This window comes from Mucilaginibacter sp. P1_A3, assembly GCF_056406855.1.
The window spans coordinates 417,168-437,716 of record NZ_JBFTZJ010000007.1; the positions used below are offsets into that span (position 1 = coordinate 417,168).

General features: G+C 41.3%; 14 protein-coding genes. 12 read left to right on the forward strand and 2 right to left on the reverse strand.

The annotated features are described in order from the left end of the window. Positions 1-22 precede the first annotated feature (22 nt). Positions 23-547: a GNAT family N-acetyltransferase gene (locus AC1D0K_RS17255; RefSeq protein ID WP_477395692.1), complete on the reverse strand. Its 525-nt coding sequence runs from the start codon at positions 545-547 to the stop codon at positions 23-25. Positions 548-637: 90 nt separating this feature from the next. On the opposite strand from AC1D0K_RS17255, the gene AC1D0K_RS17260 reads away from it, so the two are divergent. The 6 genes from AC1D0K_RS17260 to infB all read left to right on the forward strand — a co-directional run bounded on the left by AC1D0K_RS17260 (position 638) and on the right by infB (position 9,622). Next, positions 638-2,998, forward strand: coding sequence for a prolyl oligopeptidase family serine peptidase (locus AC1D0K_RS17260; protein WP_477395690.1), 2,361 nt, complete (start codon positions 638-640; stop codon positions 2,996-2,998). Positions 2,999-3,023: 25 nt separating this feature from the next. Beyond that, complete coding sequence (locus AC1D0K_RS17265; protein ID WP_477395688.1) at positions 3,024-3,803, forward strand: hypothetical protein; 780 nt, start codon at positions 3,024-3,026, stop codon at positions 3,801-3,803. 77 nt (positions 3,804-3,880) lie between these two features. Beyond that, positions 3,881-4,630 carry a hypothetical protein gene (locus AC1D0K_RS17270; RefSeq protein ID WP_477463085.1) on the forward strand — a complete coding sequence of 250 codons (750 nt, stop codon included), beginning with the start codon at positions 3,881-3,883 and terminating at the stop codon, positions 4,628-4,630. 124 nt (positions 4,631-4,754) lie between these two features. After that, positions 4,755-5,219, forward strand: a complete 465-nt coding sequence (rimP, locus tag AC1D0K_RS17275) for a ribosome assembly cofactor RimP (RefSeq protein WP_295714876.1) — start codon at positions 4,755-4,757, stop codon at positions 5,217-5,219. 3 nt (positions 5,220-5,222) lie between these two features. Continuing rightward, the gene (nusA, locus tag AC1D0K_RS17280) at positions 5,223-6,458 is read left to right on the forward strand and encodes a transcription termination factor NusA (RefSeq protein WP_295718532.1); all 1,236 of its coding nucleotides are present in this window, start codon (positions 5,223-5,225) and stop codon (positions 6,456-6,458) included. A gap of 59 nt (positions 6,459-6,517) precedes the next feature. Continuing rightward, complete coding sequence (gene infB / locus AC1D0K_RS17285; protein WP_477395683.1) at positions 6,518-9,622, forward strand: translation initiation factor IF-2; 3,105 nt, start codon at positions 6,518-6,520, stop codon at positions 9,620-9,622. Positions 9,623-10,056: 434 nt separating this feature from the next. Here the strand turns inward: infB and AC1D0K_RS17290 are convergent, their stop codons facing one another. Continuing rightward, positions 10,057-10,668 (reverse strand): hypothetical protein, encoded by a 612-nt coding sequence (locus AC1D0K_RS17290; RefSeq protein WP_477395681.1) that lies wholly within the window; start codon positions 10,666-10,668, stop codon positions 10,057-10,059. Between the two features lie 175 nt (positions 10,669-10,843). Between AC1D0K_RS17290 and AC1D0K_RS17295 the strand changes: the two genes are divergently transcribed. From AC1D0K_RS17295 to AC1D0K_RS17320, 6 genes are all read left to right on the forward strand, one after another. Further along, positions 10,844-11,590 carry a hypothetical protein gene (locus AC1D0K_RS17295; RefSeq protein WP_477395679.1) on the forward strand — a complete coding sequence of 249 codons (747 nt, stop codon included), beginning with the start codon at positions 10,844-10,846 and terminating at the stop codon, positions 11,588-11,590. Between the two features lie 118 nt (positions 11,591-11,708). Beyond that, a complete protein-coding gene (locus tag AC1D0K_RS17300) occupies positions 11,709-14,486 on the forward strand; it encodes a TonB-dependent receptor (protein WP_477395677.1) in 2,778 nt (925 codons plus the stop codon). Between the two features lie 5 nt (positions 14,487-14,491). Next, positions 14,492-15,658 carry a DUF4249 domain-containing protein gene (locus tag AC1D0K_RS17305; RefSeq protein ID WP_477395675.1) on the forward strand — a complete coding sequence of 389 codons (1,167 nt, stop codon included), beginning with the start codon at positions 14,492-14,494 and terminating at the stop codon, positions 15,656-15,658. After that, a complete protein-coding gene (locus tag AC1D0K_RS17310) occupies positions 15,655-16,815 on the forward strand; it encodes a DUF4249 domain-containing protein (RefSeq protein WP_477395673.1) in 1,161 nt (386 codons plus the stop codon). Before AC1D0K_RS17305 ends, AC1D0K_RS17310 begins: the two co-directional genes overlap by 4 nt. A 9-nt stretch (positions 16,816-16,824) precedes the next feature. Further along, positions 16,825-17,994: a DUF4249 domain-containing protein gene (locus tag AC1D0K_RS17315; RefSeq protein WP_477395671.1), complete on the forward strand. Its 1,170-nt coding sequence runs from the start codon at positions 16,825-16,827 to the stop codon at positions 17,992-17,994. Between the two features lie 84 nt (positions 17,995-18,078). After that, entirely contained in the window at positions 18,079-20,463 is a 2,385-nt protein-coding gene (locus tag AC1D0K_RS17320; RefSeq protein WP_477441275.1) for a hypothetical protein, read from the forward strand. Positions 20,464-20,549 lie beyond the last annotated feature (86 nt).

Below are 20,549 nucleotides of genomic sequence, written 5' to 3' on the forward strand. Positions count from 1 at the left end.
CGAAATCTGTCTAGTCTTTCTGTCAATCCCAGCCTCTTTTTACTATCCCATACACGTGCTCGTCTAAAATAACACCTTTCTTAAAAATGGCATTGGTCAAAACTCCTTCTTTAACAAATCCGGCTTTTTCCAGTACCCGCATTGATTTTGGGTTATTACCAAGCACCCCTGCCTGTATCCGCATAATATCCAGATTGTTAAATCCGTAATCAACTATCAGTTTTACCGCCCCCGGCATAATACCATTGCCCCAATATTCTTCGCTAAGCCAGTAACCTAATAAAGGCGCTTTTATGTAAATATCTACTCTAAAGTCGAGACCGATAACGCCGGCTACCTCACCATTGATAACGATGGGGAAATTTGTTTGTGGCGTTTCTGCCATCTTTATATCAATAAAGTCGATAGCATCCTGCAGGGTATAGGGCGACGGAAAGCGATCGAACAAAAAATCGGTGATATGGGTATTGTTGGCATGTTTTTGTAGTGATTCCGCATCTTCTTTTTGCCAATCGCGTAAAGTAAAACCCTTTCCTTGTAGTATCATTTTGTAACAATAAGATAGTTAAAATTAGCAAACTTAACCTAAACTGCTAAATTGCATTCGCGTAATTATTACGCGGTATAGTGACTGAAAATGAAAAAAATATTTACCTTATTATTAATAGCGAATACAACAGGTGCGTTTGCCCAAAAACTGGATACGCTAACTATAGAAAAGATCATGCGCGATCCCAAGTGGATCGGGGTGTCCCCTTCAAACATCCGCTGGAGCGATGATAGCAAAAAAATCCTTTTTAGCTGGAATCCGGATAAAACAGGTACGGATGAATTATTTTCAGCTACCCCGCTTAATACCAAACCCGAAAAAGTAAGCACAGCCGATAAGCGCACCTTGCCCGACAATGGCAACTGGAATAAAAAGCACACTCAAAAGGTTTTTGAAAAAAATGGCGACCTGTACTTAGAAGATATAAAACAGGGCAAAATAGCCCAGCTAACCCATACCGAACTGCGCGAAAGTTCTCCTGTTTTTAATGGTGATGAAACCCGGATCATATTTTCGCAAAACAATAACCTGTTTGCCTTAAAACTTAACGGCACCGGGCTTGAGCAGCTGACCAACTTTGTGAAAGCAAAAACTAAAAAAAGCAAAGATGATCTTAATGAGCAGGAGCGCTGGTTAAAAAAGCAACAGGTTGAGCTTTTTGATATTATTAAGGTGCAGGCCAGGGAGGAAAAGCAGGATTCTGTAGAAAATGCCAGCCTGCAGCCAAAGCAATTAAAGGAGTTGGCTTTTGGCGATAAAAGAGTTAGCCGGGTTAAAATCAGTCCGGATGAACGGTTTGTAACCTATAGATTGACCAAACCGGCGGAGGATGTCAAAAACGCCATAGTGCCTAATTATGTAACTGAATCTGGGTTTACGGAAGATATTCCCAACCGGTCAAAAGTGGGGAGGCCATCATCAACTTCAGAAACTTATATTTTCGACAGGCAACGGGATACAGTTTACCGCATTAATACCAATGATATTCCCGGTATCAAAGACCTGCCCGATTATGTGAAAGATTACCCTAAAGAGCTTGAGGAACTTAAAAAGCAAAATGCCGACAGACAAGTGACTATAGAAGGGGTGTTTTGGAGCGATAACAGCGCGAACGCGGTTGTGGTTATCGCTGCCCAGGACAACAAAGATCGTTGGATCATGCGTCTTACTTCCGCCACTGGCAAACTCACCCTGCTTGACCGTCAGCGCGACGAAGCCTGGATTGGCGGCCCCGGCATTGAAAACTCAGCCGCCGGAAACGTAGGGTTTATTGACGATAACCATTTTTATTTCCAAAGCGAAGCCAGCGGCTATTCGCACCTGTATACTATTGATGTAAATACGGCAGCCAAAAAGCAACTCACCAGCGGCAAATGGGAAGTGCAAACCCTGCAGCTATCTGCCGATAAAAAGAAATTCTACTTTACGGCCAATATTGACCATCCCGGTGCAACAAACTTTTACAGCATCCCGATTGATGGTGGTTCCCCAACTAAAATAACCGGCATGAAAGGCGGTAACGAGGTAACGCTATCGCCCGATGAAAAATGGCTGGCTATCCGTTATTCTTACTCCAACAAACCATGGGATTTGTATGTGCAGGCCAATAAGCCAGGCGCAAAAGCTGTGCAGGTAACCAATTCGGTAAGTGCTGAGTATCGGTCATACCCATGGCGCGACCCGGAGATCATTACCTTTAAAAACCGTTATGGCAGCGATGTGTATGCACGGCTTTACCTGCCTAAAAAAGCCGATCCGGCCAAGCCTGCGGTAGTGTTTGTGCATGGCGCTGGCTACCTGCAAAATGTAACCTATTCCTGGAGCTATTATTTCCGCGAGTTTATGTTCAACAACATGCTGGCCGATAATGGGTATACCGTGATTGATATTGATTATACTGCAAGTGCCGGTTATGGCCGCGACTGGCGTACCGGCATCTACCGCCATATGGGGGGTAAAGATTTAACAGACCAGGTGGACGGTGTAAAATATTTAGTTGAAAAATATGGCGTAAACCCAAAACATGTGGGGTTGTACGGAGGATCATACGGTGGCTTTATTACCCTGATGGGGATGTTTACCGAGCCCGATGTTTTCGCGGCCGGCGGAGCGATCCGCTCGGTAACCGATTGGGCGCATTACAACCACGAGTATACCGCCAATATTTTGAACGAGCCTTTTACCGATGAAATAGCCTACCGCAAAAGTTCACCTATATATTTTGCCAATGGCTTAAAAGGAAATTTACTGATGCTGCATGGTATGATAGATCAGAATGTAAACTACCAGGACATTATTCGCCTATCGCAAAAGCTGATTGAGCTCCACAAAGAGAACTGGGAACTGGCATCATACCCCGTAGAAGATCACGGCTTTGAACAACCCAGCAGCTGGGCGGATGAGTACAAGCGGATTTTTAAGTTGTTTGAGCAAACGTTGAAGAAATGATTGATAGCTGATATTAAAACAATATATGGACAGGCTTAGAAATACAGCTATCATTATTTTGGCCATTAGTTTATTTTCCTGTAATTCATCATCAAAAAAGCCTGTATTAAAACCGGAGGCGAAGTTAACCGCGCAAACAGATCAGAAGCATTTAGTTGATTCATCGAAAAATAAAACAGAAAATATTGATAAGCCCAATCAACAAAACACTAAATTATTTTTCACCTGCTTTACAGTCAATTTGCATGATTTTTTAATATACAGCAATTTAAATGGTTTAGGGGAGCTGAATTATAATGGTGATACATCTGAAGTCACCATCAATATTGATAAAAAAAATAGCTGGTCGGCCAGGATTAAAAAAGATACCCTTCATTTAAATGAAGACCCGGATAATAGCTTTAGAGATAATCTTATTGAAATATTATCCCTAAATAAAAAGAACAGGTTTTCAGTTTCTTATTCTTTAGGTATAAGCCTCGACGAACGAATGGATAGAGAACGGAAAATAAGATGGACGGGTAACACAGAGTATAAACGGTTGACGGATTCAGCCGGTTGCTTTTTCAAAGTACCGCTATCTGAATATGACGACGCCGGAAAGAATGAAATAAAAAAAAGATTGAATTTAAGTGATACTTTGGTTATTTATCCAGGCGAATTTGAAGAAAAGGCAACACTAATATATAAAAACAGGCCTTGCGTTTTCACTCCAAATACTATAAGCCTGCGTATTGAAAGGTTTGTTGGCAATACATTAAAAGAGACAAAGTTTATAACGATTCATTTTGACCAATCTGGTTGATCTATAAGTTATATACGTTGTATTTACCTAATTTCTGTTTAATTTTAAATATCGCCTATTAAAGCTGATAAACGAACATGAATAAACTATACTTTCCCATTGGCTGTGAACCCACAGTTTACCATTGTAAATTACGTTTCGGCAAGTTACCAGTGGAGGCACAGTCAATGGCGATAGCCTACCATTGCAAGCGGCTTTTCCGTAAGTTGCTTGTGAGGACACAAGCAACGGGGGAGGAAATGATGAGCTCCCAAACAAAGCAAGGCCAGGTGCGATTCCTTCCCTGGGGAACGGGAGGTAGGGGTTTAATAAACAATGCATATCAACTCGCCCGACGAAACCCCTCTCTGCCTTCGCGTAATCCATCGCCCCCCTCCCGTTGGGAGGGAATTACCATGGGGATTTCAACAATGTTTTTGGTAACGATAATGCTTTTCTCCACTGCCTGCTCCTCCAACAAAACCAGTAGCAACCAGGTCAAAATAAGCCTCACATCCGATAAACATTCCATCAGCATAACCGGTCTTGACCGGGCCATAGTTCAGGATATCAACCGCGATTCATTGGGCGGTAACTGGCAAAGCCTGGTGCCTGTATATAAAATGCCTGCTGATACCGATATGAAGAACTATCAGCCCATGCAGCCCGGCAAATATCTGGTTAAAGATAGTATTGTGGTATTTACACCTGATACCCCTTTTGTGGCCCGGCAAATGTATTTTGTGCGCTACTATAAATTTGATACAAATACAAAAGCCAATGATTATATCATGGGCCGTAACAAGCTGGGCGATTTACACTATACAGATTTGATTTTTAAGCAATAAAGGGTGTTTGATAGTTGAAAAATTAATAAATTTGATTATATTTGCATTCAATTAATAAAAGAGGGGGCAAATAGCCCCCTCTTTTATTTTATCAATTAAAAATTATCAATCAAAAAGGCGGGTAATGAACATTGAAAAAAAAGTAAGGGAACTGGTAGAAGAAAAGATAGCCGATAAGCCAAATTTGTTTTTAGTGGATGTTAAAATGCACTCAAACGGAAAGCTGATCGTTTTAATAGATGGGGATAACGGACTTGGTATTGACGACTGTGTACAGGTAAGCAGGCATGTAGGCTTCCATCTGGAAGAGGAAAATGTAATAGAAACTGCTTATAACCTGGAAGTATCATCGCCGGGTATTGATTATCCGCTATCATCGCCAAGGCAATATGCCAAAAACATGGGGCGCACACTGGCCATTAAAATGGCTGATGGCTCAAAAAGAGAAGGTGTTTTATCAGCAATAACTGAGGATGCCATCGTTATAGAAGAAAAAATAAAAGAAAAAGGGAAAAAGGCCGAAACTGTTGAAAGCGTTATCCCTATTAATCACATAACAGAAACAAAAGTTTTAATATCATTCAAGTAGAAAATGAGCAATATTAATTTAATTGATTCTTTTCAGGAATTTAAAGATTTCAAGAACATTGACCGCCCAACCATGATGAGCGTTTTGGAAGACGTTTTCAGAAGCATGATCAGGAAAAAATACGGCACAGATGAAAATTGCGACGTAATTGTTAACACTGATAATGGTGACTTAGAGATCTGGCGTACCCGTAAGGTTATGGAAGATGGCTTTAGTGAAGATGATGACCTGGAAGTTGAATTAACAGAGGCAAAATTATTTGATGCAGACCTGGAAGTTGGTGATGAGCAAATTGAGCAGATCACGCTGGAAAGTTTTGGCCGTCGTGCTATATTAGCGGCACGCCAAACACTGGTTTCAAAAATTTTAGAACTGGAAAAAGACGAGATCTTCAAAAAATATAAAGATCGCGTTGGTGAAATTGTTACAGGTGAGGTTTACCAGGTTTGGAAAAAAGAAACCCTGGTACTGGATGATGAAGGTAATGAATTGTTGCTTCCAAAAACAGAACAAATCCCGGCCGACTACTTTAAAAAAGGCGATAGCGTAAAAGCGGTTGTTTATAAGGTAGATATGTTGAACAGCAACCCTAAGATCATTATTTCGCGTACAGCACCAGAGTTTTTGCAACGTTTGTTTGAGCTTGAAGTACCTGAAATTTTCGACGGATTGATCACCATTAAAAAAATTGTTCGTGAGCCGGGCGAGAGAGCTAAGGTAGCCGTTGAATCATATGATGATCGTATTGATCCGGTTGGTGCCTGTGTGGGTATGAAGGGTTCACGTATACACGGTATCGTTCGTGAGTTGAAGAATGAGAATATTGACGTAATTAACTTTACCAACAATATCCAGTTATATATTCAGCGTGCATTATCACCTGCCAAAATCACTTCTATTAAATTAGATGATGAGAAAAAAACAGCAGCAGTATACTTAAAACCTGATCAGGTATCTTTAGCCATTGGTCGTGGCGGACATAATATTAAATTAGCTGGTAAATTAACCGGTTATGAAATTGATGTTTACCGTGAGGCTGACGAACATGATGAGGATGTGGATATTGAAGAATTTACAGATGAAATTGATAGCTGGATAATTGATGAATTTAAACGAATTGGTTTAGATACAGCAAAATCGGTATTGGCTTTAACTGTTGGCGAATTGGTAAAACGTACCGATCTGGAAGAAGAAACGGTAAAAGAAGTGCTATCAATATTGAATGCTGAGTTTGAATAAGCATAATAACCAAAATTAAAATCGTATTTTTGCGATAATTAGCAGAGAAAATATAATAAATGTCAGAAGACAAATCAATAAAATTAATTAAGGCAGTAAAAGAACTCAACATTGGTATGGGTACCATTGTCGATTTTTTGGCTACAAAAGGTTACAAGGTTGACAAGCAACCTATGGCCCAGCTGAATGGCGACATGTACAACGCATTGTTGAAGGAGTTTGCTGTGGACAAAAGCATTAAAGAGGAAGCTAAGCAGATCAGTATCGGAAAGATACGGAAAGAAGATCCTGCGCCGTTTCCGGAAAAGCCAGTCGAAAACCGCCGTTCAAGGGATTTTGAGAACGAAGAAATATTGATCAAAAACACCGGTCAGTACACTTCACCGCAAACAGAAAAACCAAAACCGGTTGAGCCTGTTGCACACGAAAAAACCGAGGATCGTAGCGATGTATTGCCAGGTGTTAAGGTAGTTGGGAAAATTGACCTTAATAACTTAAATGCGAAGCCACAACCTGTTGCTGAAAAACCAGCGGTTGTTGAGCCCAAAGTAGAGGCTCCGAAGCCAGAAGTAGTAGCTCCGGAACCGAAACCTGAGCCAAAAGTTGAGGCCCCAAAAGAAATAGTAGCGGAAGTTCCTGTTGTAGAAGCTCCGAAACCGGTTGTTGCCGAAACCCCCAAGGTTGAAGCTCCAAAGGTAGAGACTCCGGTAGTTGAAACGCCAAAGGCAGAGACCCCAAAGGTTGAAGAGCCTAAAGCTCCGGTTGTACAGGCTCCTGTTACACCGGCAGTGGTTGTACCAGCCCCGGTTGCAGAAAAACCAGCCGAAGCTCCTGTTGTTGATACTGAGGATGAAGTTATTAGGGCAAAAGCCGAAAGACTTACCGGCCCTAACATTATTGGTAAAATACAATTACCTGTTAGTGCGCCGAAGCGTAATCCTATAGCATCATCATCAAACGCCAACAGCGCTGATCATAAACGCAAAAGAAAACGTAAAGATAACCAGGGAAATCCACAGCAAGGTGGCGGTGGTAATCATCCTCCGCATAACCAGCAAGGTGGCGGCGGCGGTAACCATCCTCCGCACACACCGTCAGGTGGTGGAACTATTAATCCAAATCGTCCTGATTTCAGGAACAGGACTAATGGTGCGCCCGGAAATGGCGGCCCAAGCCAGGGTGGCGGCAATCGTCCTGATTTCAGGAATAACCGTAATGCCCCTCAAAGCACAGGCCCTAAGGAAGAACCATCTGAAAAAGATATACAGGATCAGATTAAAGCAACACTTGCCCGCTTAAGTGGTGCAGGAAAATCAGGAAAATTTGCACAACGGGCTAAGTTCCGTCGTCAAAAACGTGATGATGTTGCCGCTACCGCCGAAGAATTGGCAATGGAGCAGGAACTGCAATCCAAAGTACTGAAGGTTACCGAGTTTGTTACAGCGAATGAGCTGGCCAGCATGATGGATGTATCTGTAACGCAGATCATCTCCACTTGTATGAGCCTGGGCATGTTCGTATCTATCAACCAAAGGCTTGATGCAGAAACATTAACCATTGTGGCTGATGAATTTGGTTACCAGGTTGAGTTTGTTAAACCACAGGATGAAGAGGCCAACCTTGATCAGCCTGATGATCCGGCAGACCTGGTTGCACGTGCGCCAATCGTTACCATCATGGGTCACGTCGATCACGGTAAAACATCATTGCTTGATTTTATCCGCAAAACAAACGTTATAGGTGGCGAAGCCGGGGGTATTACCCAGCACATTGGTGCCTATGAAGTAACATTGCCTGATAATAAAGGAAAAATAACATTCCTGGATACACCGGGTCACGAGGCGTTTACCGCCATGCGTGCAAGGGGTGCACAGGTTACAGATATTGTAATTATAGTAATTGCCGCTGATGATAGCGTGATGCCGCAAACCCGCGAGGCCATAAACCACGCGCAGGCTGCAGGTGCTCCAATCATCTTCGCTTTCAATAAAATTGACAGGCCAGGTGCCAATGCGGATAAGATCCGTGAGCAACTATCGGCTATGAACATTTTGGTTGAAGAGTGGGGTGGTAAATACCAATCGCAGGAAATATCGGCTAAAACCGGTTTAAATGTTGACTTGCTATTAGAGAAAGTATTACTTGAAGCAGAGATATTAGAACTTAAAGCCAACCCTAATAAACGTGCTGTAGGTACGGTTATTGAAGCAGCTTTAGATAAAGGTCGTGGTATTGTTACCACTATCCTGGTACAGGCAGGACGTTTAAAAGTGGGCGATCCAATTTTAGCGGGTTGCTACAGCGGGCGTGTTAAGGCATTAACCAATGAGCGTGGCCAAAGGGTTGAATCTGCAGGGCCATCAACACCGGTACAGGTGTTGGGTATGCAAGGTGCACCAACGGCAGGTGATAAGTTTAACGTATTGGAAAATGAAGTTGAGGCACGTGAAATTGCCAACAAACGTTTACAATTACAACGCGAACAAGGCTTACGTACACAGAAACATATTACACTTGATGAAATCGGCCGTCGTTTGGCAGTTGGTAACTTTAAGGAACTTAATATTATTGTTAAGGGTGATGTGGATGGATCAATAGAAGCTTTATCAGATTCATTACTGAAACTTTCTACCGAGCAGATACAGGTTAACATCATATCAAAAGCTGTAGGTCAGATCTCCGAATCAGACGTATTGCTGGCTTCTGCATCTGATGCCATCATTATAGGTTTCCAGGTTCGTCCGTCAGGAAGTGCCCGTAAACTTGCCGAGGCAGAGCAGATCGATATCAGGCTTTACTCTATCATCTACGATGCTATCAATGAGATAAAAGCGGCGATGGAAGGTATGCTTGCACCAACATTTGAAGAGAAAATTGTGGCTAACGTTGAAATACGTGAAACCTTCAAGATTAGCAAGGTTGGTACAATTGCAGGTTGTATGGTGTTGGATGGTAAAATTAACCGTAACAGCAAAATACGTATAGTACGTGATGGTGTAGTAATTTACACCGGCGAACTTGCTTCACTGAAACGCTTTAAAGATGATGTGAAAGAAGTATTAACCGGTTACGAGTGCGGTTTAAATATCCACAACTTTAATAATATTGAAGTAGGCGACATTGTTGAAGCTTATGAAAATGTAGAAGTTAAACGTAAGTTGTAATACAATACTTACTCATAAATACAAAGGCCGGTCTTCAACAGATCGGCCTTTTTTTGTACCATTGGGCAGCCATTCATACATAGCGGCGTAATTTCCCAAGCCCCGGCACCAGGGAAGTCGCTTTTAAAAAGGAGGCGCCTACGGAGCCAAGACAATCACATCTGTCCTAAAATGCGGATTATTTAGGCTAAAGTCATCATTGTATATCCTTTCTATCCGTTGGTTGAAACCAACGGCAATGAAGAATTGAAGGCAAACAGTGGTTTAATTCATTGCCGTCCCATTTATGGGACGGATAAATAAAGAGCCTCGGTGGCTTTAGCCAAATTATAGCCATGCTAACAACCTTGTGTACATACAGTAGGGCTCGGCATAAGGCAACGGCCGTTTCTACCGGCCCATTGCGTAATTACAATGCTAAACAATCTGCACGTCTACTCTTGCAGCAGCCCTTCCACCAGCGCTTTCCACTGCGGGCCTGACAGCCCTTCCCGCGCGGTAAGGGCAATGACGGTATTTCTGACAGTATCATAAATATTAGTATCCCTATTATTAATTACTTCGTTACGCCCATGCACAGCAGCGCTAACGTGGTTTAAGTACCGCTCAACAATAAAAGTGTTAGTTGCACCATGATCATAAAAATTGGCGACTGCCTGTCCTGGTTTCCTGGGGTTCACCACGGGCCTTACGGTAATGGTTATAAACTCGCTTTCGGCTTCTGCATTTCCAACTTCCTGTATATCTTCAATCATAACCCAATCGAGGCCGCCCCCCGCTATAGAGCCTGGCGCAGGTAAATCAACATAAAAATAATCGCCTTTCTCCGCCATTCGGTATAATTCATTCCCCTGCGCATCTGTAAGCGAAAATTTTGATGAACCTGGTCCGCTGAGCTGATGCCAGTTGGATATATCCTTTAAACGGCTTTTAGCCAGTAAAAAAAGGGCATGTGCCTGTTGTCGGGTTTTCAAATCGGCAAAGTGAATAAAATCGGTTATTCCGCCATCGCGCTGTTCAGGAATACCTTCGTATGCATCGTCCATCTCTCTAAAATATAAATATTTAACATGCAGTGTTACAAAGGGTTTTAGGCTTGCGTAATATTATTAAGTGCTCATTTCGTGTAACATAATTAATACATTAAATATTAGATGGGTTTTCCATTCAATATTTGATTATTAATAAAAGTAATGTACATTTCATCTTTATAAAACCTAAATGATAAATAAACCACTCCTGTGCTTTTTTATCGTCTGCCTTTTTTTAAGTGACCGTGCCCTAAGCCAAACGGTGACCGACGATAGTACTATGCAAAAAATTGCGGTAGGCCACTTAGTTAGCACTTACAACTCCTCCATAGGCCAAATGTCTCGCCTTTACAACGGACCAGAATATGAGTTTTACGATCCATATATAAAAAGCAATGCCTTTTTTTTGGATATAAATGCATTCAGGCCAGGCTCGGTTAATTACGATGGCATATTTTACCCGAACATAGCCATGATGTATGATTTGAACAAAGACAAAGTTGTTGTATTGCTATATAACGGATTTTCTAAATATAGCTTGTTGAAATCAAGAGTACAAAGCTTTGATCTTCTTGCACATCATTTTGTATATGTGGCTCCGGATTCGCTAAACAAAGCGGCATCAATAGATACAGGATTTTACGATGAGGTATACAAGGGCAACCTCCAGGTTTTAACCAGGTGGTCAAAAAGTATTCAAACCATCTCTACGCAAACAACGCTCGAAACTTTTTTTACTGCTGCCTCCAAAAATTATTTTCTTAAAAAAGGCAATAACTATTACAGCATAAGCGGGCAAAGCTCTTTCCTGAAAATATTAAAGGATAAGAAAAAAGAACTGCAGCAATACATCAAGGCTAATAAAATTAAGTTTAGAGATAATCCTGAATTGGCCATGCGTATGATAGCTGCAGAATACGATCAACTGGTTAGATAAAGTTACGCGGTGTTATAAATAAAGTATAATCAAGATCTAAAGTCTTTTTTATGGTTTGATATTCCATGCATAAACCTTAAGGGGTATAGTAGTATAGTGTGAACATTAAAATATACTGATGAAAAAAATTTACTTTTTAAGTTTTTGCTTTTTGATCCTGCTAAAAGTGGGATATTCCCAACAAACAACGGTACAAACTATAAGTGTAAACTTTCAACAGGCCACTATTGAGCAGTTTGTTACCGAGCTTGAGGCAAAAACCGGATATCACTTCTATTATGAGCCTACAAAATTTGATAGTTTAAAGGTAACTGTACAGGCAGATAATAAATCTATAGAAACTGTGCTCGATGCGGCTTTTAAAAACACTGCATTTCATTACGCAATTACGGTTAATCACGAGGTTTTTCTCACAAAAGGACGCGAAATACAACTATCGCTTGCTGCCGGCTTTTTTGGAATTAAAACAGGAGCAGAAACCCAAAAAAATAATGTTGCCACACAAGTTAAAGATTTTGCCGATACCAAAGAAAAAGTTGTTCCTGAAGCGACTACAGAAAACAAGCTGTATGAAATTGGTACCAAGACAAACACAATTGGTGCCGGAAATGCCACCTTATCGGGCTATGTACGTGATGGCAAATCGGGCGAAGCCGTAGTAGGTGCCAGTATATATGTTACCAATACCAAAACTGGCGTAGCCTCAGATCAGTTTGGGTATTTTACCCTTTCGCTGCCAAAAGGAAGGCAAATTTTAAGTGTGAGGGGCTTGGGCATGCGCGACACACGCCGCCAGATTGTGCTTTATTCGGATGGTAAAATGATCATCGAAATGAAGGAACAGGTGACCAGCTTAAAAGAGGTAAAAATATCGGCCGAGAAGGTAGCCAACGTTCGTAATGTGCAATTAGGCGTTAACCGGCTCGATATCAAAAGCATTAAACAAGTGCCCACCGTTTTTGGTGAAGCAGATGTATTACGGGTGGTGCTAACTCTTCCCGGCGTACAATCAGTGGGCGAAGCTACCACAGGCTTTAACGTTCGTGGCGGTTCGGCAGATCAGAACCTTATTTTAATGAACGATGCTACCATTTATAATCCATCACATTTCTTTGGTTTCTTCTCCTCGTTTAACCCCGATATAGTAAAAGATATAGAGCTATATAAAAGCAGCATCCCCGAAAAATTTGGCGGGCGCTTATCATCCGTACTCGATGTTACCAACCGCGAGGGTAATAAAAAGAAGTTTACAGGATCGGCAGGCATTGGTTTAATTACCAGCAGGCTTAATGTTGAAGGGCCTATTTTTAAGGATAGAACTTCATTTTCATTTGGTGGCCGCACCACCTATTCCGATTGGTTATTAAAGCTATTGCCAGAAGCATACAAGCACAGCCAGGCCTCATTTTATGACTTAAACCTTGATATAAGCCATCAGATAGATGATAAAAACAATATCTATGTATCCACTTATCTAAGCAAGGATAAATTTAAATTAAACAGCGATACTTCCTATAGTTACAGCAACAGGAACGCCAACATTAAATGGAAGCATAATTTTAACGATAAGTTGTTTAGTGTTATAGGGGCAGGTATTGACAGGTACCAATATAATATAGCCAGTTTTGATAACCCTGTAAATGCATACAAACTCAACTTTGATATTAATCAAACTAATTTCAAGGCCGATTTTACCTATTATCTAAATCGTAAAAACACGGTTAATTTTGGATTGAGTTCTATCTTTTATAAACTGCATCCGGGTAATTACCAGCCCAATAATCCCAAATCACTGGTGGCGCCGGATGTGATCCCAACGCAGCGTGCGCTGGAAAGTGCATTGTATGTTGGCGATAAATATGATTTTACCGAAGATTTCTCCGTAAGTGGCGGCGTACGCTATTCTTTATATAGTTTCCTGGGGCCACAAACGGTATACAATTATGCGCCAAATTTACCTAAAACAAGTTCAAACTTGCTGGATAGCACCAACTATAGCAGCGGCAAGTTCATTAAAACATATTCAGGGCCCGAGATCAGGCTTTCGGGTAGGTATCAGTTAGGAGATAATACATCGTTAAAAGGGGGGTACAACACGCTAAGGCAATACATTCATTTACTATCCAATACCACCGCTATTGCGCCAACCGATGTATGGCAGCTGAGCGATCCTAATATAAAACCACAATACGGCGACCAGGTATCACTGGGGATATACCGTAACCTAAAATCAAACACGATCGAAACCTCGGTAGAAGTTTATTATAAACGGTTAAGAGATTACCTTGATTACCGCAGCGGCGCCAACCTGGTACTTAATCATCATATAGAAAACGATGTGCTGGCTACACAGGGCAAAGCGTATGGTATTGAGTTTTTGATTAAAAAAACCACAGGTAAAGCAAATGGCTGGATAAGCTACACCTATTCCCGTACATTTTTAAGGCAAACTGATCCTAATGAGGGCGAACTAATTAACGGCGGACTTTATTATCCTGCCAATTTTGATAAACCGCACGATTTTAATTTCATAGGTAACTACCGGTTTTCGCACAGGTTTAGCATATCATTAAATGTTACCTATAGTACAGGCAGGCCAATAACATTGCCGGTTGCCAAGTATGAGTATGGCGGATCGGAGCGCGTATACTATTCAGACCGTAATCAATATCGAATCCCGGATTACTTCCGGTCGGATTTTTCAATGAATATCGAAGGCAATCATAAGGTGCATCAACTAACGCATAACTCGTTCACTATAGGCGTTTATAACCTTACCGGGAGGCAAAATGCCTACTCAACCTATTTTACCGAGCAAAGCGGCGTAATAAGTGGCTATAAGCTTTCGATATTTGCAAAGCCAATTCCGTTCATCAATTACAATATCAGGTTTTAACGGGTATGAACAAAAGGGGTAATTATATGGTTTTTTTAGCATTGCTCACCGCAATAGTGGCCTGCCGTAAACCTTATACTCCTAAAGCTATACTGGCTCCCGGCAGTTACCTGGTGGTTGAGGGAGTTATTAACAGTGGTGCCGATTCAACAATTATAACTTTAAGCAAAACGATAAACATTGCAATCAAAGACTCGTCGGCTTTTGAAACAAATGCACAGGTAACGGTGGAAAATGAAGGCGGCACAAGCTATCCGTTACAGGAGTTTAAAGCCGGGCGCTATCTCGCTATCGCCCTAAATCTCGACAAAACAAAAAAATACCGCCTGCATATTAAAACGGCTGCTTCTAATGAATATGCATCTGATTACGTTGCTGTAAGGCCGACGCCACCTATTGATAGCATTACTTATAGAATAACAGACAAAGGTTTGCAGGTTAATGTTAATACCCATAACCCGGCCAATAGTACACGATATTACCGCTGGGCGTATGAAGAGGCCTGGCAATTTCACGCGCAACGCAACTCGGAATCAATAGTTAAAGGAACAGATATTGTACCAAGAAAACCCGAAGAACAGATCTATTATTGCTTTGCAGGCGATAAATCAAGCAATATAGTTTTAGGTTCAACAGAAAAATTACAGCAGGATATTATTTCACAAATCCCGATTACAATTATTTCGCCCCGGTCAGAAAAATTACAAATAAAATATAGCATCCTCCTTAAACAGTACGCCGTAACAAAAGAGGAATATCAATTTTGGGAAAACATTAAAAAAAATACCGAACAACTTGGCAGCATCTTCGATGCGCAGCCATCGCAATTAAAAGGGAACATACATGGCATTACCAACCCTTCAGAGCCGGTTATTGGCTATATAGGCGTAACCAACACGCAAACTAAAAGGCTATTTATTACAAACAACCGTTTTCCGGATAATTACTACCCCGTTTATGCCGATGAATGTGAAGTAATCAGCGCTTTCTTTATAAATGCCCTCACGGGGGCAAATGACGTTGACTTTTTCATATTTAGACTGGGCTATATCCCGGTATCGCCAATAATTAGTCCGCGGGGTGTAACCATAGGTTATAAGGCAGCGCCAATTGAATGCGTTGATTGCAGACTAAGAGGCCACATTGATGCACCAGATTTTTGGGAATTATGATAGAGAATAAATATATATGGTTTTTTATATTACTGGGCTGCGTTATTAGCGGTTGCCGAAAACCGTATACTCCACCAGCCATAGTTGCACCGGGCAGCTACCTTGTGGTTGAGGGAGTTATAAATAGTGGCGCAGACTCAACCATTATTACTTTAAGCAAAACGGTAAACCTTTCACAAAATCCGTCCTCGGCTTTGGTGTCAGGTGCACAGGTACATGTCGAGGCCGAAGGAGGAGCAAGTTATCCCTTAGCGGAACTTAATACAGGGCGTTATGTAGCGATTTCCCTAAATCTGGATAACTCAAAAAAATATCGCCTCCACATTAAAGCGATAGGGAATGAATATGTGTCTGATTATGTAGCTGTAAAACCAACACCACCTATTGATAGTATTGGTTATAAAATAACCAGCAAGGGCCTGCAAATTAATTCAAACACCCATGATCCCAGTAACAATACCCGCTATTACCGCTGGGCTTATGAAGAAACGTGGCGCTTTCATTCTCAATTCAATTCGGGGCTGATAGTTAGGGACGGAAAGATAGTATACAGAAATAATGATGAGATGATCTATTATTGTTATGCCGGCGATAGATCAAGCAATATTGTTTTGGCGTCATCGGCAAAATTGAGGCAAGATGTAATATCAGATAACCCCATAATTTTAATCCCTCCAACTTCAGAAAAACTGGAAATACGATACAGCATCCTCCTAAAACAATATGCGCTCACAAAAGAAGAATATGCTTTTTGGGAAAATATAAGGAAAAACACAGAACAGCTGGGAAGTATATTTGATCCGCAACCATCAGAAATTAACGGGAATATTCATAATGTTACCAACCCTGCCGAACCGGTTATTGGTTATGTAAGTGTAACTAATGTACAAACCAAGAGGATATTTATATCAAATAGTGTTTTCCCTTATGAATGGCGACCCGAGTATAATGGTTCCTGCCAAATTGATTCGGCTTTTTTTACAAACCTACACACAGGATCAAATGATGTGGAGAACCGAATTATTGAAGGTACGCTAATACCAATTTCAACCATAAGCCCGGATGGATTTCATATTATTGGATATACGGCATCAAGTGTTGAATGTACTGATTGCAGAGTGAGAGGGAGAATAGAGGCCCCCGTTTTTTGGAAATAATTTATTAAAATGATGAAGCCTAAATATATGTTGTATTTGCTGGTGCTGGGCGTCATGATCACCACGTGCAAAAAACCTTATAACCCAACAGTTATCTCCAGTAACAATAATTACCTTGTTGTTGAGGGTGTAATAAACGCGGGCAGCGACCCTACAGTTATCAGCCTGAGCCAGACAGTTAATTTAAGCGACGGCGTACAAACCTCGGCGTTGAATGATTATGCGGTTACCATACAGGATGAGGCAGGTAATTCAATAGCGTTAATTTCACAAGGCAATGGTAAATATGCTTCCGGGGGCGGGTTGAATCTTAATCAATCAAAAAAATACAGGCTCCATATAGCTCACAACGAAAAAGAATACGCATCCGACTATATCGAGGTAAGAAAAACACCACCTATTGATAGCGTTGGTTTTGTACCCAAGGGGAGCAACCTTAATTTATACGTTAGCACTCATGATGCCACTAATAGTACCCGCTACTACCGTTGGGATTTTGAAGAAACATGGAAGTTTCATTCCCGGTATGAATCCGGCTTTCTGGTTGATCCGGTTACCAAATCAATAAGAGCCCGCAAAGAAAGTGAAGCATCATACTATTGCTATACAAATGATTTATCAAGTAACATCCTGATAAGTTCATCTGCCAAACTCGTGTCCGACGTTATATTTCAGGCTCCGTTAACAACTATTCCATCCACATCAGAGAAGATATCGGTTAGGTATTCTGTTTTGGTAAAGCAATATGCCCTAACCAAAGAGGCATATGCGTTTTGGGAAAACATCAAAAAAAACACCGAACAACTTGGAAGTATATTTGATGCCCAGCCTTCGCAACTGCAGGGCAATATTCATAGCGTAACTAATGCTGCAGAGCCGGTAATTGGCTACATCAGCATTACAAACGTGCAGCAAAAACGGATCTTTGTCGATAACAGTCAATTACCGATAACCTGGTTTCCTAAATACCCATATAGCTGCGAGATTGATTCGGCGCTTAATTTCAATCCTAAAAACATGCTCCATGAAGTACAAGGAAGCATTATTGACGGAGGTGGGATTCCTATTGCGCCAATAGTGTATCAAGGTTTTGTGATAGGATATATTTTTTCGACGCTGGAATGTACAGATTGCAGGATACGGGGACTATCACAGCCACCAGCATTCTGGAAACCATAAACAAAGTTATGCTATTAAAAAATTTACGGTGAGCACTATGAAATATCACTTACATGAAAACATTAAACAAACCAGTTTTTGGCTATGAAAAATTTTAAGGAAACTGCTAAAATTACAGCCTTATCAATTGGGATACTGCTGCTTTGGCAAACAACTTGCTTTGCGCAGGCGATAAATCAGATCAGGAACAGCTTTAACCAATACCAGCAGGCAACAGTACAGGAAAAAGTTTTTGTACATACGGATAAAAGCACCTACCTGCCCGGCGAAATTATATGGTTTAAGATTTATGCCGTTGACGCTGCTTTACACAGGCCATTTAGCCTGAGCAAGGTAGTTTATGTTGATGTGATAGATAATGGCCACAGCGCTGTTGTACAGGCTAAAATTGCCATGAAAAATGGCGCAGGCAGTGGGTCATTATATATTCCGGTATCTGTAAGCAACGGCAATTACAAATTGAGGGCCTATACCAATTGGATGAAAAATTTCAGTCCCGATTATTATTTCGAAAAAAGCATCACTATCATAAACCCCTTAAAATCGCCCGATGTACTGGCAAAGGAAATTGCCCCTGCTTATGACGTTCAATTTTTTCCGGAAGGCGGCAACCTTGTGACCGGCTTAACCAGCAAAGTAGCCTTCAAAGTTACCACAACTAATGGAGAGGGTCTTGCCCTGTACCGCGGAGCCCTAATTGATCAGCATAATGATACCGTAGTCCGTTTCCAGCCGTTAAAATTTGGTATGGGCAATTTTACGTTTACGCCCGTTGCTAATAATACCTATAAAGCAATCATTAAAACCGGCTCAGGCATTTCCGTTGTTAAGGAACTGCCTGAAATTAACAGCCGGGGCTATGTGATGCAATTAAAAGATAACGGACCAAGCCTGGAGGTTACCGTGAATAGCAATGCTACAGGCGGCGAGGTATTCCTTTTTGCGCATACCAGGCAATTGGTAAAAGTTGCGGAGAGTAATTCATTTAACTCCGGATTGGCCAGCTTTACAATTGACAAAAGTAAACTGGGCGATGGCGTATCTCATATTACCATTTTCAACAGTGCCCAACAACCCGTTTGTGAAAGGCTTTATTTTAAACGCCCCAAACAACAGCTACTTATAGATGCCGCTGCCGATCAGCCTCAATACTCCACCCGCAAAAAAGTAACTATTAATGTAGCGGCAAAAAGATTATCAGGGGCGGCAATGCCAACAAACATGTCGCTATCTGTTTATCGCGTTGATTCCCTACAGCATATAGATGCCGATGATATATTTAGCTACCTATGGTTGCGATCAGATCTGCGGGGAGGCATTGAATCCGCCGCTTATTACTTTAAAAATACCAATACAGAAGCCGATGCAGCTATGGATAACCTGATGCTTTCGCAAGGCTGGCGAAGGTTTGTTTGGAGCAGTGTATTAGCGAATACTCCCCCTGCATTCTCTTTTTTACCCGAGTATGATGACCACCTTGTAACCGCAAAAATAGTAAGCACCATAACAGGCACCCCCGCAAAGGAGGTGGTAGCTTATTTAAGTGTGCCGGGTAAAAGGGTACAATTATACGTTTCAAAAAGCGATTCGTTAGGTAGACTGGTATTCAATACAAAACAATTATATGGTCCCGGCGAAGTTGTAGCCCAGACAAACTCTGAAAGGGATTCTACTTTTCGGATAGATGTATTAAGCCCTTTCTCTGAACAGTATGCCAAATTTAGCTGGCCAAAGTATAGTTTACTGCCAAACGCGCAAAAAGCTTTAGAAGAGCATAGCCTTGCTATGCAAGTACAAAATGTATATGCAAATAATGAAATTAAGCGATTTTATGATCCGAGTGTTGATAGCGCGGGCTTTTATGCGCGCCCCTATAAAACTTATCTCTTAGATAATTATACTCGCTTCACCACTATGGAAGAGGTGCTGCGCGAGTATATAAGAGAGGTTAACGTAGTGCGTTCTCAACGCCGTTACCATATCAAGGTATTGAATGAAAAAGGCTTTTTAGAAGGTGACCCATTGGTGATGCTTGATGACGTACCGGTATTTAACATTGATAAGGTAATAGCTATCGACCCCTTAAAAGTGCGCAAACTGGAGGTTATAAGAGAAAGATATTTTTACGGTCCATCAGTATCTGAAGGGGTATTAAGCTACACCACTTACAAAGGCGACCTTGGCGGTGTTGAAATGGATCCGCATGCTGTAGTGCTTGATTACGAAGGAATGCAGTTAAAGCGTGAATTTTATTCGCCGGTTTATAATACCGAAAAGACAGAGAAAAGCCGGGTGCCTGATTTTAGGAGCCTGTTGTTTTGGTCGCCGGATGTTTACACAAACCAGGGCGGAAAAGGTGTTGTATCGTTTTATACCTCCGATCAAAAAGGCAAATATGTAGGGTCAATACAGGGAATAAATGATAATGGGGAGGCAGCAAGCCAATATTTTAGCTTTGAAGTAAAATAAAAAAATATTTTTTTCAAATAATTTAGAAACTGTAACGATTACAAATTGAGTCTTGTTTGTTTTGATATAGAGGATATTACACCAGT

What these genes read in the sequence shown, in the direction of transcription:
- nusA (WP_295718532.1), top strand. Translation starts at nt 5,223, where the DNA reads ATGAGCAATATTAATTTAATTGATTCTTTTCAGGAATTTAAAGATTTC.
- AC1D0K_RS17255 (WP_477395692.1), bottom strand. Translation starts at nt 547, where the DNA reads ATGATACTACAAGGAAAGGGTTTTACTTTACGCGATTGGCAAAAAGAA.
- AC1D0K_RS17290 (WP_477395681.1), bottom strand. Translation starts at nt 10,668, where the DNA reads ATGGACGATGCATACGAAGGTATTCCTGAACAGCGCGATGGCGGAATA.
- infB (WP_477395683.1), top strand. Translation starts at nt 6,518, where the DNA reads ATGTCAGAAGACAAATCAATAAAATTAATTAAGGCAGTAAAAGAACTC.
- AC1D0K_RS17305 (WP_477395675.1), top strand. Translation starts at nt 14,492, where the DNA reads ATGAACAAAAGGGGTAATTATATGGTTTTTTTAGCATTGCTCACCGCA.
- AC1D0K_RS17295 (WP_477395679.1), top strand. Translation starts at nt 10,844, where the DNA reads ATGATAAATAAACCACTCCTGTGCTTTTTTATCGTCTGCCTTTTTTTA.
- AC1D0K_RS17310 (WP_477395673.1), top strand. Translation starts at nt 15,655, where the DNA reads ATGATAGAGAATAAATATATATGGTTTTTTATATTACTGGGCTGCGTT.
- rimP (WP_295714876.1), top strand. Translation starts at nt 4,755, where the DNA reads ATGAACATTGAAAAAAAAGTAAGGGAACTGGTAGAAGAAAAGATAGCC.
- AC1D0K_RS17320 (WP_477441275.1), top strand. Translation starts at nt 18,079, where the DNA reads ATGAAAAATTTTAAGGAAACTGCTAAAATTACAGCCTTATCAATTGGG.
- AC1D0K_RS17315 (WP_477395671.1), top strand. Translation starts at nt 16,825, where the DNA reads ATGATGAAGCCTAAATATATGTTGTATTTGCTGGTGCTGGGCGTCATG.
- AC1D0K_RS17300 (WP_477395677.1), top strand. Translation starts at nt 11,709, where the DNA reads ATGAAAAAAATTTACTTTTTAAGTTTTTGCTTTTTGATCCTGCTAAAA.
- AC1D0K_RS17265 (WP_477395688.1), top strand. Translation starts at nt 3,024, where the DNA reads ATGGACAGGCTTAGAAATACAGCTATCATTATTTTGGCCATTAGTTTA.
- AC1D0K_RS17260 (WP_477395690.1), top strand. Translation starts at nt 638, where the DNA reads ATGAAAAAAATATTTACCTTATTATTAATAGCGAATACAACAGGTGCG.
- AC1D0K_RS17270 (WP_477463085.1), top strand. Translation starts at nt 3,881, where the DNA reads ATGAATAAACTATACTTTCCCATTGGCTGTGAACCCACAGTTTACCAT.